15 protein-coding genes are annotated in these 17,760 nt (G+C 73.2%); 14 read left to right on the top strand and 1 reads right to left on the bottom strand.

Annotation, left to right across the window (positions count from 1 at the left end):
* Positions 1–770: helix-turn-helix domain-containing protein (locus ACTSKS_RS08660; protein ID WP_442927463.1), on the bottom strand; the 770-nt coding region annotated here is incomplete at its 3' end.
* Positions 771–896: 126 nt separating this feature from the next.
* Here ACTSKS_RS08660 and ACTSKS_RS08655 point away from each other — a divergent pair.
* The 14 genes from ACTSKS_RS08655 to pyk all read left to right on the top strand — a co-directional run bounded on the left by ACTSKS_RS08655 (position 897) and on the right by pyk (position 17,759).
* Complete coding sequence (locus ACTSKS_RS08655; RefSeq protein ID WP_010078767.1) at positions 897–1,160, top strand: phosphoribosyl-ATP diphosphatase; 264 nt, start codon at positions 897–899, stop codon at positions 1,158–1,160.
* Positions 1,161–1,213: 53 nt separating this feature from the next.
* The gene (gene hisG / locus ACTSKS_RS08650; protein WP_020627974.1) at positions 1,214–2,062 is read left to right on the top strand and encodes an ATP phosphoribosyltransferase; all 849 of its coding nucleotides are present in this window, start codon (positions 1,214–1,216) and stop codon (positions 2,060–2,062) included.
* A gap of 46 nt (positions 2,063–2,108) precedes the next feature.
* The gene (gene hisF, locus ACTSKS_RS08645; protein WP_010078765.1) at positions 2,109–2,879 is read left to right on the top strand and encodes an imidazole glycerol phosphate synthase subunit HisF; all 771 of its coding nucleotides are present in this window, start codon (positions 2,109–2,111) and stop codon (positions 2,877–2,879) included.
* A 44-nt stretch (positions 2,880–2,923) separates the two neighbouring features.
* The gene (gene hisI / locus ACTSKS_RS08640; RefSeq protein ID WP_095346679.1) at positions 2,924–3,304 is read left to right on the top strand and encodes a phosphoribosyl-AMP cyclohydrolase; all 381 of its coding nucleotides are present in this window, start codon (positions 2,924–2,926) and stop codon (positions 3,302–3,304) included.
* The gene (locus ACTSKS_RS08635) at positions 3,301–4,851 is read left to right on the top strand and encodes a chorismate-binding protein (protein ID WP_063189273.1); all 1,551 of its coding nucleotides are present in this window, start codon (positions 3,301–3,303) and stop codon (positions 4,849–4,851) included. The genes hisI and ACTSKS_RS08635 overlap by 4 nt, the downstream gene beginning before the upstream one ends.
* Positions 4,851–5,456, top strand: a complete 606-nt coding sequence (locus tag ACTSKS_RS08630; protein WP_036338648.1) for a Trp biosynthesis-associated membrane protein — start codon at positions 4,851–4,853, stop codon at positions 5,454–5,456. The genes ACTSKS_RS08635 and ACTSKS_RS08630 overlap by 1 nt, the downstream gene beginning before the upstream one ends.
* A 125-nt stretch (positions 5,457–5,581) precedes the next feature.
* Positions 5,582–5,905, top strand: a complete 324-nt coding sequence (locus tag ACTSKS_RS08625; protein WP_010078761.1) for an HGxxPAAW family protein — start codon at positions 5,582–5,584, stop codon at positions 5,903–5,905.
* 5 nt (positions 5,906–5,910) lie between these two features.
* Positions 5,911–6,717 carry an indole-3-glycerol phosphate synthase TrpC gene (gene trpC / locus ACTSKS_RS08620; protein ID WP_063189271.1) on the top strand — a complete coding sequence of 269 codons (807 nt, stop codon included), beginning with the start codon at positions 5,911–5,913 and terminating at the stop codon, positions 6,715–6,717.
* Positions 6,718–6,746: 29 nt separating this feature from the next.
* Positions 6,747–8,072, top strand: coding sequence for a tryptophan synthase subunit beta (trpB, locus tag ACTSKS_RS08615; protein ID WP_060973957.1), 1,326 nt, complete (start codon positions 6,747–6,749; stop codon positions 8,070–8,072).
* A complete protein-coding gene (gene trpA, locus ACTSKS_RS08610) occupies positions 8,069–8,875 on the top strand; it encodes a tryptophan synthase subunit alpha (protein ID WP_020624216.1) in 807 nt (268 codons plus the stop codon). The genes trpB and trpA overlap by 4 nt, the downstream gene beginning before the upstream one ends.
* Positions 8,876–8,877: 2 nt before the next feature.
* Complete coding sequence (gene lgt, locus ACTSKS_RS08605; RefSeq protein ID WP_020624215.1) at positions 8,878–9,885, top strand: prolipoprotein diacylglyceryl transferase; 1,008 nt, start codon at positions 8,878–8,880, stop codon at positions 9,883–9,885.
* A gap of 204 nt (positions 9,886–10,089) precedes the next feature.
* Entirely contained in the window at positions 10,090–14,742 is a 4,653-nt protein-coding gene (gene gltB / locus ACTSKS_RS08600; RefSeq protein ID WP_020624214.1) for a glutamate synthase large subunit, read from the top strand.
* A complete protein-coding gene (locus ACTSKS_RS08595; protein WP_020624213.1) occupies positions 14,735–16,195 on the top strand; it encodes a glutamate synthase subunit beta in 1,461 nt (486 codons plus the stop codon). Before gltB ends, ACTSKS_RS08595 begins: the two co-directional genes overlap by 8 nt.
* Positions 16,196–16,271: 76 nt before the next feature.
* Positions 16,272–17,759, top strand: coding sequence for a pyruvate kinase (pyk, locus tag ACTSKS_RS08590; RefSeq protein WP_020624212.1), 1,488 nt, complete (start codon positions 16,272–16,274; stop codon positions 17,757–17,759).
* Position 17,760 lies beyond the last annotated feature (1 nt).

Genomic DNA, 17,760 nt, shown 5'->3' with positions numbered 1-17,760 from the left:
TGCCGGCCCCCGAGCGAGACCACCTTGGCGGTGAAGTCCGCAGCCCGATAGTTGTTCCCGTTGTCCGTGATCACCCGGTCCACGGTGATGCCGTGGGCGGCGAAGAACGCCCGCGCCCGGCAGTAGAAGCTCACGGTCGTGGCCGCCCGCTCGTCCTCCAACGCCTCGGTGTAGGCCAGGCGGGTGTACCCGTCGATCGCCGAGTGCAGGTAGGTGTAGCCGACCCGTCGGCCAGGCCCGCGTTTGGCTGCTCGCGCGTTCTCGGAGTCCCGTCCGTGAGCACGCCAGCCTCCCCCCTCGGGGATGCGTCCGATTTTCTTCACGTCCAGGTGCACCATGTGCCCCGGGCCGCGGGCGGTGATCTTCTGTGGTCGTTGGCGCAGGTCCTCACCCGTGGGCGCGAGGTCTCGCAACCGGGAGATGCCCAGCCGGTGCATCCACCTCCCCACGGTGCGCAAGCACAGCTGGTGGCCTTCGGAGACGAGGTGGTGATGGATGCGCCGGGCGGACCACTTCTCGGCCCGGCGCAGGGCCTCCAGCTCGGCCACGATCGCGGGGTCGAGCCGGGCAGGTGAGCGATGGGGCCGGCTCGACCGGTCTTGCAGTCCTGCCTCGCCTTCGGCGCGGTAGCGGGCGACCCAGGTGGCCACCGTGGGCCGACTGACGCGGAACTCGGCGGCCACGTGTGCCTGCGGGATCCCGTCGTGCAGGTGGCGGTGGACCATCCTGAGACGGCCGGTGGGGGTCAGGGGTGCGTTAGCGTGAGTCATGAGTGGGTCTTTTCGGGCAGGTGGGTGGTGTAGGAACTTCCATCCTGCGGCAGGGGCCCGCTCGTCTCATCTCAGCCCGTACCCCGTGGCAAGAACCTCATGACCCACAACAGCTAGGGTGGTCCCGTGAAGACCTTCGACGAGCTGTACGCGGAACTGACGCGCAAGGTGCAGGAGCGCCCCGAGGGCTCCGGCACCGTGGCCCAGATCGACGCCGGCGTCCATGCGATCGGCAAGAAGGTCGTCGAGGAGGCGGCCGAGGTCTGGATGGCCGCCGAGTACGAGTCGGATGAGGCCGCCGCCGAGGAGATCTCGCAGCTGCTGTACCACGTGCAGACCATGATGATCGCCCGCGGCATCAGCCTCGAGGACGTCTACCGCCACCTCTGAGGCCGCCGGCCCCGTTCCCCGCCCGCCCCACCGCACCCCGAGGAGACCGACGCGTGCTGCGCATCGCCGTGCCCAACAAGGGCGCCCTGTCCGAGTCCGCCCGTGAGATCCTGACCGAGGCCGGCTACCGGCAACGCCGGGACTCCCGCGAGCTCGTCCTCGTGGACCCCGAGAACAACGTCGAGTTCTTCTACCTGCGTCCCCGGGACATCGCCGTGTACGTCGGCCAGGGCACCCTCGACGTCGGCCTGACCGGCCGCGACCTGTTCTGCGACGCGCAGGTGGGGGACACCGCCGAGGAGATCATGGCGCTCGGCTTCGGCCGCTCCGTGTTCCGTCTCGCCGCCCCCGTCGGCTCCTTCACCTCCGCCGAGCAGCTCGCCGGCAAGCGCATCGCCACGAGCTACGACGGCCTGCTCTCCGACTACCTGGCCCGCACCGGCCTGGACGCCACGGTGGTGCACCTCGACGGCGCCGTGGAGTCCTCCGTCAAGCTCGGCGTGGCGGACGCGATCGCCGACGTCGTGGAGACCGGCAGCACCCTGCGCGCCGCCAGCATGGAGGTCTTCGGCGAGCCCATCCTCGACTCGGAGGCCGTGCTGATCGGCCGCGCGGGGGAGCGCCCCGAGGGCCTCGACGTGTTGCTGCGCCGCCTCAAGGGCGTGCTCGTGGCCCGCCGGTGGGTCATGATCGACTACGACATCCGTCGTGACCTGCTGGAGGCGGCCACCGCGGTCACCCCGGGGCTGGAGTCACCGACGGTCTCCCCGCTGCGGGACGAGACGATGGTCGCCGTGCGCTCCATGGTCCGCAAGCCGGACGCCAACCGCGTCATGGACGAGCTGTACGCCCTGGGCGCCCGCGGCATCCTGATCTCCGCGATCCACGCGATCCGCCTCTGACGGCCCGCGCCGTCCCGCCCGAGCCCCCCGAGACGAAGGAGCCGACGTGAGCCTCGCCGTGCGTGTCATCCCCTGCCTGGACGTGGACGCCGGGCGTGTGGTCAAGGGCGTGAACTTCGAGAACCTGCGCGACGCGGGCGACCCGGTCGAGCTCGCCCGCCGCTACAACGCCGCCGGCGCCGACGAGATCACGTTCCTCGACGTCACCGCCTCCACCTCGGACCGCGCCACGACCTACGACGTCGTGACCCGCACGGCCGAGGAGGTCTTCATCCCGCTGACCGTGGGCGGCGGCGTACGCACCGTCGAGGACGTGGACCGGCTGCTGCGCACGGGGGCGGACAAGGTCTCCGTCAACACCGCCGCCGTGGCCCGGCCCGAGCTGATCACGGAGATCACCCGCCGCTTCGGGTCCCAGGTCCTCGTGCTCTCCCTCGACGCCCGGCGCACGGAGGACCCGGGCTGCGCCTCCGGCTATGAGGTCACCACCCACGGCGGACGCCGCGGCACCGGCATCGACGCCGTCGCCTGGTGCCGTGAGGCCTCCGAGCGCGGCGTGGGGGAGATCCTGCTCAACTCGATCGACGCGGACGGCACCCGCGAGGGCTTCGACCTGGAGATGATCCGGGACGTGCGCGCCGTGACGCGCGTGCCGCTGATCGCCTCCGGCGGCGCCGGCGAGCCCGAGCACTTCCCGCCCGCCGTCGCGGCCGGTGCGGACGCGGTGCTCGCCGCCTCCCTGTTCCACTTCGGCCCGGACGACATGCTCGCCCGCGTCAAGGACGCCCTGCGGCAGGCGGGGCACACCGTCCGCTGACCCCGGCGGCCACGCCCCGCTCCGGCTCCCTAGACTGGACCTCCATGAGCATCTCCCCGCCCGACGACCTCGTGGCCACCGTGACCTTCGACGACCGGGGCCTGGTGCCCGCCATCGCCCAGCAGGAGGGCACCGGCGAGGTGCTCATGATGGCGTGGATGAACGCGGAGTCCCTGCGCGCGACGCTCGAGACCGGCTGGGCCACCTACTGGTCCCGCTCGCGCGGCGAGCTGTGGCGCAAGGGGGAGACCTCGGGCCACCTGCAGCGGGTGCGCGCGGTCCACGCGGACTGCGACGGCGACACCCTGCTGCTCACCGTGGACCAGACCGGCCCCGCCTGTCACACGGGCACCCGCACCTGCTTCACCGGCCGCGAGCTCGTCATGCCGCCGGCCGCCGTCGACCCCGAGGAGGCCGCCCGATGACCGCCGCCACCACTCCCTCCCGTGCGGAGTTCCTGCGTCTGGCGGACACCGCCCGCGTGATCCCCGTGGTCCGCACGGTGCTGGCGGACGGCCTCACGCCGCTGGCGATCCATCGGCGCCTGGCCGGCTCCCGCCCCGGCACCTTCCTGATGGAGTCCGCCACCCCGGGCGCGGCCTGGTCCCGGTACAGCTTCATCGGGGCCGGCTCCGCCGTCACCCTGACCTCGCGAGACGGCGAGGCGCAGTGGCAGGGCACCCCGCCCGAGGGGCTGCCCACGCAGGGCCGAGCCCTGGACGTGCTCGCGGCGTGCCTGCGCCTGCTGCGCACGGACGTGCGCGCCGAGATCGGAGGCGTTCTGCCGCACCTCGTCTCCGGCATGGCCGGCTTCCTGGGGTGGAACACGGTCCGCGCGTGGGAGCGCCTGCCGCACCCGCCCGAGGACCACCTCGGCCTGCCCGACCTCGCGATGAACCTCGTCACCGACCTGGCCGTGCACGATGCCCTCGACGGCACCGTGACGCTGATCGCCAACGCGGTGAACGGCAACGGCCTGGCCACCGGCGCGGACCGCGCCTACGACGACGCGCTCGCCCGCCTGGACGCCATGGTGGAGCGCCTGGCCGCCCCGGCCGCGGACCCGGTCAGCGACGTCCCGCGCCGCTGGCTCGAGGCGGACGCGGACGAGGTCGCCGCCCAGGCCGAGGACCGGTGGGGTGCCGAAGGCTTCCGCGAGGCCGTCGCGAAGGCCCAGCGGGCGATCCGCGACGGCGACGTGTTCCAGGCCGTCGTCTCCCGCCGCCTCTCGGTCACCACGGACGCCACCGGTCTGGACGTGTACCGCGTCCTGCGCATGGTGAACCCGAGCCCCTACATGTACCTCTTCTCCTTCGAGACCCCGGACGGGGAGCCGTACGAGATCGTGGGCTCCTCGCCCGAGGCGCTCGTCACCGTGCGGGACCGCCGTGTGGTCACCCATCCGATCGCCGGCTCACGGCGGCGCGGGGCCACCGAGGAGGACGACCGCCTCCTCGGCAAGGACCTGGTGGAGGACGAGAAGGAGCGGGCCGAGCACCTCATGCTCGTGGACCTCTCCCGCAACGACCTCTCGCGCGTGTGCCGCCCCGGCACCGTCGAGGTCACCCAGTTCATGGAGCTCGAGGCGTTCAGCCACATCCTCCACCTGGTCTCGCATGTGGAGGGCCGCATGCGCGACGACGTCGACGCGCTCGACGTCCTCCGCGCCGCCTTCCCCGCCGGCACGCTGTCCGGCGCCCCGAAGCCCCGCGCCCTGCAGCTGCTGGACGAGTGGGAGCCGACCGAGCGCGGGCCCTACGGCGGCGTCGTCGGCTACTTCGACCTGGCGGGCAACATGGACATGGCGATCAACATCCGCTCGGCCACGCTGCACCGCGGCCAGGCACATGTGCAGGCCGGCGCCGGCATCGTCGCCGACTCCGATCCCGACGCCGAGACCGCCGAGACCGTCACCAAGGCGACGGCGCCGCTGCGGTCCGTGCTGACCGCGGGCGAGCTGGGGCAGGCGTGATGCGCCGCCGCACCGTGGTCCTCGCCGCGCTGGCCGCCGGCGCGCTCGTGCTGCTCACGGCGGGCCGCACCTGGGTGACCGCCACGGGCCTGTCCGGCGGGATCGCCTCCGAGGCGACGACGTCGGGCGGCGCCGCCGCGCCCGTCGCCACCGCCATGGCCCTGGTCGTGATGGCCGGTGCCCTCGCCCTGACCACCGCCCGGCGCCTCGGCGCCGTGATCGTCGGCGTGCTCATGGCGCTGGCTGGGGTCGTGATCGCCTCGACCTCGGTCACCGCCGCCCTGGATCCGGCGACGACGGCGGCCGCCGCGGTCGCCGACGCGACCGGGACCACTGCGCTCGCGCAGGACTACGCCGTGACGGCGTGGCCGTGGGTCGCGGCGGCCGGCGGCGTGCTCGCGGCGCTGTGCGGCGTCGTGGCGGCACTGGCGGGCCGTGGCTGGCGTTCGTCCCGGCGCTACGAGAAGGCGCCTGCGGCCTCCGAGCCCGGCCCGGCCGCCGCCGGGGAGCAGCCCGCGCAGTCCGCCCGCGAGGCGGCCCAGCGCCGGCGCGTGGACCAGATGGACGCGTGGGACGAGCTGTCCCGCGGCAACGACCCCACGTGAGCGCCCGTCTCTCGGACCGCCCCGCACCGCCCGGGTCGTCCCGGGTCACGCGGGCCCGGTCCCGTGCCCGCATGGCACAATGAGGGACAGTCGTCATGTACACCACGCACCAGTGAGGGACAGCCATGAGCCACACCGCGAACACCGCGCACACCGAGCCCACCACCCGTCGCGCCGCCCGCCGCGGCGCCGTCGAGGACGTCGTCGTCACCGAGGACGGCCTGGTGCTCAACGACCCGACCCACCTCGAGCTGCCGGGCCACGGCAACTCGCCCGGCGCGTGGGCCATGGTGGCGCTCGTGCTCGTCGGCTTCGTGGCCGGCTGCGTCGGCCTGCTCGCCGACTGGAGCGTCGTCGTGTGGATCGGCCTGGCCCTGATGGCCGTGGGCGTCGTCGTGGGCATCGTCGCCGGCAAGGCCGGCGCGGGTCGCGGCCAGCACGGTCACTGATCCGCGTGTCCGTCCTCCAGGAGATCATCGACGGCGTCCGTGAGGACCTCGAGCCTCGCCGCCGTGCCCTGCCCGAGGCGCGCCTGTCCGAGCTGGTGGCCGCCACCCCTGCGCCGCGCGACGCCCACGCGGCCCTGCACGGCGGACGCACCGACCCCGCGGGGATCCGGGTGATCTCCGAGGTGAAGCGGGCGAGCCCCTCCAAGGGGGCGCTCGCCGAGATCCCCGAGCCGGCCACCCTGGCCCGCGCGTACGAGCGCGGCGGCGCCAGTGCCGTCTCCGTGCTCACCGAGGCCCGCCGCTTCGGCGGCAGCCTGGCCGACCTGGACGCCGTGCGTGCCGCCGTCGATCTGCCGGTCCTGCGCAAGGACTTCACCGTCACCGAGTACCAGATCCACGAGGCCCGCGCCCACGGGGCCGACCTGGTCCTGCTGATCGTGGCCGCCCTCGACGACGCCGAGCTGGCCGGCTTCCTGCAGCTCACCGAGTCCCTGGGCATGCACGCCCTCGTGGAGGCCCACACGCCCGAGGAGATCGAGCGCGGCGTCGCCGCCGGCGCCCGCATCCTCGGCGTCAATGTGCGCAACCTCAAGACCCTCGACGTCGACCCGGCCCGCTACGCCGCGCTGGCCGACGGGCTGCCCGAGGACGTCGTCCGGGTCGCCGAGTCGGGCGTCGAGTCCGAGGAGCAGATCAAGGCCTACGCCGCCGCGGGCGCCGACGTCGTGCTCGTGGGCGAGGCCCTCGTGCGCCACGGCGCCCCCGAGGAGGCGCTGCGCGCGTTCCGCGCCGCGTCCCTCACCGTCCGCTGACCGAACCAGACCCGAGGAGCGTGGTCGCCATGAGCGCCGACCGTCCGAGCACCGAGCCCGCGATCGAGTTCGAGGGGCCGTATCAGGGTCAGGCCGGGCCCTACTTCGGCGACTACGGGGGGCAGTGGATGCCCGAGTCCCTCATGGCCGCGCTGCAGGAGCTCACCCGCACCTACGAGGAGGCGCGGCAGGACCCCGCCTTCGAGGCCGAGCTGCGGACCCTGTTCCGGGACTACGTGAACCGGCCCTCCCTGCTGAGCGAGGTGCCGCGGTTCGCCGCGGACACCCCCGGCGTGCGCATCTTCCTCAAGCGCGAGGACCTCAACCACACCGGCTCGCACAAGATCAACAACGTGATCGGCCAGGCGCTGCTCGCCCGCCGCATGGGCAAGACGCGCCTGATCGCGGAGACCGGCGCCGGCCAGCACGGCGTGGCCACGGCGACGGCGGCCGCGCTGTTCGGCATGGAGTGCACCGTGTACATGGGGGAGGAGGACACCCGCCGCCAGGCCCTGAACGTGGCGCGCATGCAGATGCTCGGCGCCGAGGTGGTGCCCGTGGCGATCGGCGCCCGCACCCTGAAGGACGCGATCAACGAGGCCCTGCGGGACTGGGTCGCCTCCGTGGACACCACGCATTACCTGATGGGCACGGTCACGGGCCCGCACCCGTTCCCCGCCATGGTGCGCTACTTCCACTCCGTGATCGGCGAAGAGGCCCGCGAGCAGATCCTGGCGCAGGCCGGCCGCCTGCCGGATGCCGTCGCGGCGTGCGTGGGCGGCGGGTCCAACGCGATGGGCCTGTTCCACGGCTTCCTCGACGACCCTGGGGTGGAGCTCTACGGCTTCGAGGCCGGCGGCGAGGGCCTCGAGACCGGCCGCCACGCCGCGTCCATCACGCTCGGACGCACCGGCGTGCTGCACGGCGCCCGCACGTACCTGATGCAGGACGAGGACGGGCAGACGATCGACTCCCACTCGATCTCCGCGGGCCTGGACTACCCGGCCGTCGGCCCGGAGCACGCCTTCCTGCACGACACGGGCCGCGCCGTCTACGAGCCGGTCTCGGACACCGAGTGCATGGACGCCTTCCTCCGGCTCACGCGCACCGAGGGCATCACGCCCGCCATCGAGTCGGCCCACGCCCTGGCCGGCGCGCTGCGCCTGGCCCGCCGCTGGGCGGACGAGGGCCTCGTGGGGCCGGACGCCCCGGAGGGTCAGGAGCGGATCATCATCGTGAACCTCTCCGGCCGCGGGGACAAGGACGTCGCCACCGCGGCGGCCTGGTTCGGCCTCGGCACGGCCACGGAGGAGAAGGACCCGCTCGAGGAGATGACCCCCGGAGAGGAGCAGTGACCGGCATGACCGTGCACTCCAAGACCGCCGCGGCCCTGGATGCCGCGAAGGTGGCCGGCCGCACCGGCCTCGTCGCCTTCCTGCCGGCCGGCTACCCGTCCGTGGACGAGTGCGTCGAGGCCGTCGTCGCCGCCGCGGACAACGGCGCCGATGTCATCGAGCTGGGCCTGCCCTACACGGACCCCGTGATGGACGGCCCCGTGATCCAGGCCGCGACCCAGGCCGCCCTGCAGGCGGGTTTCCACGTGGCCGACGTCTTCGACATCATCCGACGGGTGACCCAGCGCACTGACGCCGCGGTGCTGGTGATGACGTACTGGAACCTCGTGGACCGCATGGGCGTCGACGAGTTCGCGCGCCGCCTCGCCGAGGCCGGGGGCGCCGGTCTCGTCACCCCTGACCTCGTGCCCGAGGAGGCCGGCGCCTGGATGGAGGCCTCGGACCGTCACGGCCTGGACCGCGTGTTCCTCACCGCGCCCTCGTCCACGGACGAGCGGGTGCGCCTCACCGTCGACTCCTCCCGCGGCTTCGTGTACGCGGTGTCGGTCATGGGCGTCACCGGCACCCGCGACGCGGTGTCCACCGTCGCCGAGACCGTGGTCCGCCGGGCCCAGGATGCCGGGGCGGAGCACGTGTGCGTCGGCCTCGGCGTCTCCCAGGCCGCGCACGTCCGCGAGATCGGCGCCTACGCCGACGGCGCGATCGTCGGCACGGCCCTGGTGCGCGCGCTGACGGACGGCGGGCCGCAGGCCGTCGGCGCCCTCGCCCGCGAGCTGGCCGCCGGCGCCGTCCGGGAGGGCTGAGCATGACCGCCCTGGCCTCCCTGGCGTCCCCCGCCGCCCTCGCACCCCTGGCCGCGTTCCCCGCCCCCACCTGGGACGGCTTCGAGATCGGCCCGGTGAAGATCCACGCGTACGCGCTGAGCATCATCCTGGGCATCGTCCTGGCGCTGTGGCTCGCCGAGCGTCGGTGGCGCGCCCGCGGCGGCCCCGAGGACCGTGTGCTCGACATCGCCCTGTGGGCCATCCCGTTCGGCTTCGTGGGCGGTCGGCTCTACCACGTGTTCTCCTCACCGGACCGGTACTTCGGGCCCGGCTTCGACGGCACGGGCGACCCGATCCAGATCCTGTACGTGTGGAACGGTGGACTGGGCATCTGGGGCGCGATCGCCCTCGGCGCCGTGGGCGCGTGGATCGCGTGCCGCCGCTACGGGCTGCGGCTGACGGCCTTCGGCGACGTCGTCGCGCCGGGCATCCTGCTGGCCCAGGCCATCGGCCGGTGGGGCAACTGGTTCAACCAGGAGCTCTTCGGCGGCCCGACGACCCTGCCCTGGGGGCTCGAGGTCGACCCGGCCAGCCCGAACTTCCCGGCCGGCTACGCCCCGGACACGCTGTTCCACCCCACGTTCCTCTACGAGTGCCTGTGGAACCTGGCCGGGGTCGCGCTGCTGCTCCTCGTGGACCGCGCGCTGCACCTGCGCCACGGCCTCATGCTGTGGTCCTACGTCGCCTGGTACACCGTGGGCCGCACGTGGATCGAGATGCTGCGCATCGACGACGCCGAGATGGTCACGCTCTTCGGCGTCACCCAGCGGCTCAACGTGTGGACGTCCCTGCTGGTGTTCGTCATCGCCCTCGCGTTCATCGTCGGGATCCTGCTGCGCCATCGCGGCGCGGCCGCCGGCCCCCACGCCCACCAGAGCGTGTGGCGCGCCGGGCACGCCCCCGAGGGCGACGACGGCGCCGCCGTCGCCGCGGGCCGCTCCGGGTCCCACGCCGTGGGCGCGGCGGAGGACGACGCCGTCCGGCGCTGACCCGCTCCCCGGCGCGCCCGCGAGGGGCGCCCGGGGCCCCGGTGTCCCACATGGTGGACATTCGGCGTGTCACAGTAACGTCCGGTTCCGCACAGTGGGACGTCGCGCCCGGTAGTGTGTCTTCCACCTCGGGGCCGTCGGCCCCGTGCGTCGGGGCCAGCGCCGTCCCCGTCCGAGCCCCTGCTCTCCGGAAAGGACGGCACCATGCCCGTGGCATCCTCGCCCGCCTCGGCCCCCCGCGCGGGGGGACCGGTGGATCCCTTCGTCCGCTATGCGGACATCCCCGCCGCCCAGGGCCTCTACGACCCGTCCCGGGAGACCGAGAACTGCGGCCTCGCCGTCATCGCCACCCTGCGGGGCACCCCGGGCCACGACATCGTCCAGCACGCGCTGACCGCCCTGCGCGCGCTCGAGCACCGCGGGGCGGTGGGCGCCGACGAGGGCACCGGCGACGGCGCCGGCCTGCTGACCCAGATCCCCGACGAGCTGTTCCGTGCCGTCGTCGACGCCGAGCTGCCCCCCGTGGGCGAGTACGTCGCCGGCACCGCCTTCCTGTCGCCCGTCGACGGCGAGCGCGCCGAGGCGAAGGAGGCCGTCGAGCGGCTGGCCGAGGAGGAGGGGCTGCAGGTCCTGGCGTGGCGCGAGGTGCCCACCGACCCCTCGGCCCTGGGCGTCGGCTCCCGGGCGGCCATGCCCGCGTTCGAGCAGCTGTTCCTGTCCCTGGCGGACGGTCAGGACGGCACCGAGCCGGGGCAGTCGCTGGACGTGCGGGCGTGGCGGGTGCGCCGCCGCGCCCAGTCCCGCGCCGGCGTCTACTTCCCCTCGCTCTCGTCCCAGACGATCGTCTACAAGGGCATGCTGACGACGGCCCAGCTGGAGCCGTTCTACCCGGACCTCTCCGACGAGCGGTTCACCACCCGGCTGGGCGTGGTCCACTCGCGGTTCTCCACCAACACGTTCCCCTCGTGGCCGCTGGCCCAGCCGTTCCGCACCATCGCGCACAACGGCGAGATCAACACGGTCAAGGGCAACCGCAACTGGATGCGCGCCCGTCAGGGCCAGCTCAAGCACCCGATGCTCGGCGAGGTCCCCGAGGACCTGTTCCCGCTGATCAGCCCCATCGGCTCAGACTCGGCCTCCTTCGACGAGGTCGCGGAGCTGCTCATGCTCTCCGGGCGCCCGCTCACCCAGGCGATCATGATGATGATCCCGGAGGCGTGGGAGAACCACGCGACCATGGACCCGGCCCGCCGCGCCTTCTACCAGTACCACTCCATGCTCATGGAGCCCTGGGACGGACCGGCCGCCGTCGCCTTCTCCGACGGCACCCAGGTGGGCGCCGTGCTGGACCGCAACGGCCTGCGCCCCGCCCGCTGGTGGGTCACCGACGACGGCCTCGTCGTCCTGGCCTCCGAGGTCGGCGTCGTGCCGATCGAGCCCTCGGCGGTGGTGCGCAAGGGGCGCGTGGCCCCGGGGCGCATGTTCCTCGTGGACACCGAGCAGGGCCGGATCATCGGCGACGACGAGATCAAGGCCGAGGTCGCCTCCGCCCAGCCGTGGGAGGACTGGGTGCGCCAGAACCTCCTGGACCTGGAGTCGCTCCCCGAGCGCGAGCACGTCCGCCACACCTCCGAGTCGATCCTGCAGCGTCAGCGCATCTTCGGGTACACCTCGGAGGAGCTGCGCATCCTCGTCGGGCCGATGGCCCAGACGGGCGCCGAGCCGCTCGGTGCGATGGGCACGGACACGCCCATCGCCGTCCTCGCCAAGCGGCCCCGGCTGCTCTTCGACTACTTCGTGCAGTCCTTCGCCCAGGTGACGAACCCGCCGCTCGACGCGATCCGCGAGGAGCAGGTGACCTCGATGCGCACCGCGATCGGCCCGCAGGGCAACGTGCTCTCCCTCGAGCAGGTGCGCACCCGCCAGGTCGACGTCCCGTTCCCCGTGATCGACAACGACCAGCTGGCCCGCATCCAGCACCTGCGCGACGCCGACGGCACCCGCCTGACCCTCAAGGTGAACGGCGTGTACCGGGTGGCCGGAGGCGTCGAGGAGCTCCGCGCCCAGCTGAAGGCGATCTGCGAGCAGGTCTCGGCCGCCGTCAACCGCGGCGTGGAGTACGTGGTGCTGTCCGACCGCGGCGCCACCGCCCAGTGGGCGCCGATCCCGTCCCTGCTGCTGACCTCCGCCGTGCACCACCACCTGCTGGCCTCGGCCAACCGCACCAAGAGCTCGCTGATCGTCGAGGCGGGCGACGTGCGCGAGGTCCACCATGTGGCCGTCCTGCTCGGCTACGGGGCCTCCGCGGTCAACCCGTACCTGGCCATGGAGTCCGCCGAGGAGCTCGTGCGCACGGGAGAGGTCTCGGGCGTCACCGCCGAGCAGGCCGTGGCGAACCTGATCAAGGCGCTCGGCAAGGGCGTCCAGAAGATCATGTCCAAAATGGGCATCTCCACGGTCGCCTCCTACACCGGCGCCCAGACGTTCGAGGCGCTCGGCCTGTCCCGGCGCTTCGTGGACCGCTACTTCGTGGGCACCACGAGCCCGCTCGACGGCGTGGGCATCGACGTCGTCGCCGCCGAGATCCAGGCGCGCCACGAGTTCGCGTATCCGCCGGACGGCAACGACATCAACCCGTACCGCGAGCTCGAGGTGGGCGGCGAGTACCAGTGGCGGCGCGAGGGCGCGCCGCACCTGTTCAACCCCGAGACCGTGTTCCGCCTCCAGCACTCCACGCGGGAGCGGCGCTACGACGTCTTCAAGGACTACACGCGTCGCGTGGACGACCAGGCGGAGGAGCTCATGACCCTGCGCGGGCTCATGCGCCTGCGCACGGGCGAGCGGCCGCCGGTGCCCGTCTCCGAGGTGGAGCCCGTCGAGTCGATCGTGCGCCGCTTCTCCACCGGCGCGATGTCCTACGGCTCCATCTCGCAGGAGGCGCACGAGACCCTCGCGATCGCCATGAACCGCCTCGGCGCCCGCTCGAACTCGGGCGAGGGCGGCGAGGACCCCGAGCGCCTGCTGGACCCGGAGCGCCGCTCGAAGATCAAGCAGATCGCCTCGGGCCGGTTCGGCGTCACCAGCCTGTACCTGGCCACCGCGACCGACCTGCAGATCAAGATGGCCCAGGGCGCCAAACCCGGCGAGGGCGGCCAGCTGATGGGGACCAAGGTGTACCCGTGGGTCGCCCGCACGCGGCACTCGACCCCGGGCGTCTCCCTGGTGTCGCCGCCGCCGCACCACGACATCTACTCGATCGAGGACCTGGCGCAGCTGATCCACGACCTCAAGCGGGCCAACCCGACCGCGCGGGTCCACGTCAAGCTCGTCTCCGAGTCCGGCGTGGGCACGGTGGCCGCGGGCGTCGCCAAGGCGCGCGCCGACGTCGTGCTCATCTCCGGCCACGACGGCGGAACGGGCGCCTCCCCGCTGAACTCCCTCAAGCACGCGGGCACCCCGTGGGAGATCGGCCTGGCCGAGGCGCAGCAGACGCTCATGCTCAACGGCCTGCGCGAGCGCGTCACCGTCCAGGTGGACGGGCAGCTCAAGACCGGCCGGGACGTCGTGATTGCCGCACTGCTCGGGGCCGAGGAGTTCGGCTTCGCGACCGCCCCGCTCGTGGTCTCCGGCTGCATCATGATGCGCGTGTGCCACCTGGACACGTGCCCCGTGGGCGTGGCCACCCAGAACCCCGAGCTGCGCGCGCGCTTCACGGGCAAGCCCGAGTTCGTCGTCAACTTCTTCGAGTTCATCGCGCAGGAGGTCCGCGAGCTGCTCTCGCAGCTGGGCTTCCGCACGCTCGACGAGGCGATCGGCCACCGCGAGCTGCTCGACGTGGACGCGGCCCTGCACCACTGGAAGTCCGAGGGCCTGGACCTCTCGGGCATCCTCGCGGACCCCTCCGTCGGCCGGCGTCCGGGCCGCGAGGACGCGCCCATGCGCCGCACCACCGAGCAGGACCACGACCTCGCCTCCCACATCGACCACCGGTTCATCGCCCGGCTGGGGGACACGCTCACGACGGGCACGCCCGTCGTGATGGACGAGGCCGTCGTGAACACGGACCGGTCCGTGGGCACGCTGCTGGGCTACCACGTCACGAGCACGCGGCTCGCCGACGAGCTGGACGACGACACGATCACCGTGCGCCTGACGGGCGAGGCCGGCCAGTCCCTCGGCGCCTTCCTGCCCGCCGGCGTCACCCTGCGGCTCTCGGGCGACGCCAACGACTACGTCGGCAAGGGCCTGTCGGGGGGACGCGTGATCGTCCGCCCCGACGCCGAGGCCCCGTTCGTGGCCGAGGAGAACACCGTGGCCGGCAACGTGATCGGCTACGGCGCCACCTCGGGCCAGCTGTTCCTGCGCGGCCGCGTGGGGGAGCGGTTCCTCGTGCGCAACTCCGGCGCCACCGCGGTGGCCGAGGGCATCGGCGACCACGGCCTGGAGTACATGACCGGCGGTGAGGCGCTGATCCTCGGCGAGACCGGCCGCAACCTCGCCGCCGGCATGTCCGGCGGGCGGGCCTGGGTGCTGGACCTGGACCGGGAGGACCTGAACCCACTCGCCGTCCGCGAGGACGCCCTGATCCTCGAGGCGCCGTCCGCGCAGGACCGGCTGCGGATCGCCGAGCTGCTGGAGCTGCACCGCGCGGAGACGGGCTCCGCCGTCGCCGCCGCGCTGCTCGCCGACCTGCGGGCCGGCGGGGACGCCGCCGACGCCGCGTGGGACCGCTTCACGACCGTCCTGCCCCGGCAGTACGACCTCGTGCTGCGCACCCGTCAGGCCGCGACGGCCGAGGGACTCGACCCGGACGGGGAGGCCGTCTGGGACCGACTGCTGGAGGTGACCCGTGGCTGATCCGCGCGGATTCCTGAAGAACCGGGAGCGCGTCGAGCGCCCCACGCGTCCGGTGCCGGTGCGCATCATGGACTTCAAGGACGTGTACGTCCGCCAGGACGAGGCGATCGTGCGCACCCAGGCCGGCCGGTGCATGGACTGCGGCATCCCGTTCTGCCACTCCGGGTGCCCGCTGGGCAACCTCATCCCGGAGTGGAACGACCTGGTCCGGCGGAGACGCTGGGACGAGGCCGCCGCGCGACTGCACTCGACCAACAACTTCCCCGAGGTCACCGGGCGGATCTGCCCCGCCCCGTGCGAGGACTCCTGCACCCTGGGCATCAACCAGCCCGCGGTCACCATCAAGCAGACCGAGGTGGCGATCGCGGAGCAGATCTTCGACAACGACTGGCTCGAGCCGGTCGTGCCGGCCCGCCTGAACGGCCACACCGTGGCCGTCGTCGGCTCGGGCCCGGCGGGACTGGCCGCGGCGCAGCAGCTCACCCGCGCCGGCTTCACCGTGGTGGTCTACGAGCGCGACGAGCGCCTCGGCGGCCTGCTGCGGCTGGGCATCCCGGACTTCAAGCTGGAGAAGGACGTCCTGGACCGGCGCCTGGCGCAGATGGAGGCCGAGGGCACCCGGTTCCGCACCGGCGTGGAGATCGGCGTCGACCTGCCCTGGGACCAGCTCAAGGCCCGCTTCGACGCCGTGATCGTGGCGACCGGCGCCCCCGTGGCCCGCGAGCTGCCCGTCCCCGGCCGCGGCCTCGACGGGATCCACCTCGCCATGGACTACCTCGTGCAGTCCAACCGCGCGGTCGCCGGCGACGAGGTCCCGGACCAGATCTCCGCCGAGGGGCGCCACGTGGTGATCCTCGGCGGCGGCGACACGGGCGCGGACTGCATCGGCACCGCGCACCGCCAGGGGGCGGCGTCCGTGACGACGCTGGCGATCGGCCAGCAGCTGCCGGTCGAGCGCCCCGTCCACCAGCCGTGGCCCACGATCCCCAAGGTCCACCAGCAGACCACGGCCGACGCCGAGGGCGGCGCCCGCGCGCACCTTGCCTCCACGGTCGAGTTCCTCGGCGACGAGCACGGCCGCGTGCGCGCCCTGCGCGTGGCGGAGACCGAGTACCGCGAGGACGGCACGCGCGGGCCCAAGGCGGGCACCGAGCGCGAGGTCCAGGCAGACCTGGTGCTGCTGGCGCTGGGCTTCACCGGCATCGAGGAGGGGCTGCTCACGCAGCAGCTCGGCGTGCACGTGACACGCGGGCTCGTGGCCCGGAAGGACGGGTACGAGACCGACGAGCCGGGCGTGTTCGCGTGCGGCGACGCCGGGCGCGGCGCCTCCCTGGTGGTCTGGGCCATCGCCGAGGGGCGTGCGTGCGCGCAGGAGGTCGACGAGTCGCTCGAGCGCTGGTCCCGACTGCCGCACCCCGTGGACCCGGACGACCGCGGCCTCGTCCTCGGCTGAGTTCTCCGTCTCATCTTCCGACGCCACGCGGGCCCGCCCTCCACCGAGGGCGGGCCCGCCCCCTATCGTGGGTCGCATGCGACACGCGAAGATCATCGCCACCTTTGGGCCCGCCACCGACTCCGACGAGACCACCCGCGCCATCATCCGCGCGGGGGCGGACGTCGTCCGCCTCAACATGAGCCACGGCGACCACGCGGTGCATGAGACGTCCTACGAGCGGGTGCGTCGGCTGAGCGTGGAGGAGCGGCGCCCCGTCGCGATCTTCGCCGACCTCCAGGGTCCCAAGATCCGCCTCGGCCGCTTCACCGACGGCCCGCATCTGCTCGAGAGGGGCGATCGGATCACCATCACCACCCGGGACGTACCCGGGACCCGGGAGCTGGTGGGCACCACCCACAAGGGGCTGCCCGGGGACGTCGCCCCCGGTGACGTGCTGCTGGTGGACGACGGCAAGGTGCGCCTGCGCGCCGTCGAGGTCACGGACACGGACGTGCTGGCCGAGGTCGCGGTGCCGGGCATGGTCTCGAACAACAAGGGGATCAACCTGCCCGGCGTGGCGGTGAACGTGCCGGCCCTGTCCGAGAAGGACGAGCGGGACCTGCGCTGGGCGCTGCGCACCGGCGTGGACATGGTGGCGCTGTCCTTCGTGCGGGACGCCGCGGACGTGGACCGGGTGCACGAGATCATGGACGAGGAGGAGCGCCGGGTCCCGGTCATCGCGAAGATCGAGAAGCCCCAGGCGGTGGAGAACCTCGAGGCCATCGTGGACGCGTTCGACGCCGTCATGGTGGCCCGCGGCGACCTCGGCGTGGAGCTGCCGCTCGAGGACGTGCCCGTGGTGCAGAAGCGCGCGGTGGACCTCGCCCGCCGCTGGGCGAAGCCGGTCATCGTGGCCACGCAGGTGCTCGAGTCGATGATCGACAGCCCGCGCCCGACGCGCGCCGAGGCCTCGGACTGCGCCAACGCCGTGCTCGACGGCGCGGACGCCGTCATGCTCTCGGGCGAGACCTCAGTGGGCGCGTATCCGGTCGAGACGGTCCAGACGATGGCCCGGATCATCGAGTCCACCGAGACCCACGGCCTCGAGCTCATCCACCCGCTCGGCTCGCGTCCGCGCACGCGTGGCGGCGCGATCACCCGGGCCGCCGTCGAGGTCGCGAACCAGCTCGAGATCCCGTTCCTCGCCACGTTCACCGAGTCCGGCGACTCGGCCCGTCGGCTCAGCCGCCTGCGGCCGCGTCAGCCGATCTACGCGTTCACCCACCACGAGCACACGCACAACATCCTGTGCCTGACCTGGGGCGTCTACCCGAAGATGGTCCCGTTCCAGGACTCCACCGACAAGATGACCCTCCAGGTCGAGCAGTCGCTCACATCGGAGGGCATCGCCCAGCACGGCGACCTCGTGGTCATCGCCGCCGGGTCCCCTCCCGGGGCCGTGGGCTCCACGAACACGCTGCGCGTGCACCGCGTGGGCGACGACGCCGCGGGCGGCTCGTCCGCGGCGTCGCCGCAGACGCGCGAGCCCGTCGGCTTCTGGCCGGCCCGCTCCCCGCTCTGAC

The organism is Micrococcus sp. TCR-5 (genome assembly GCF_052220525.1).
GTDB lineage: Bacteria > Actinomycetota > Actinomycetes > Actinomycetales > Micrococcaceae > Micrococcus > Micrococcus luteus.
Note: the sequence above shows the minus strand (reverse complement) of the source record. Positions and strands in the feature narration are given on the sequence as shown.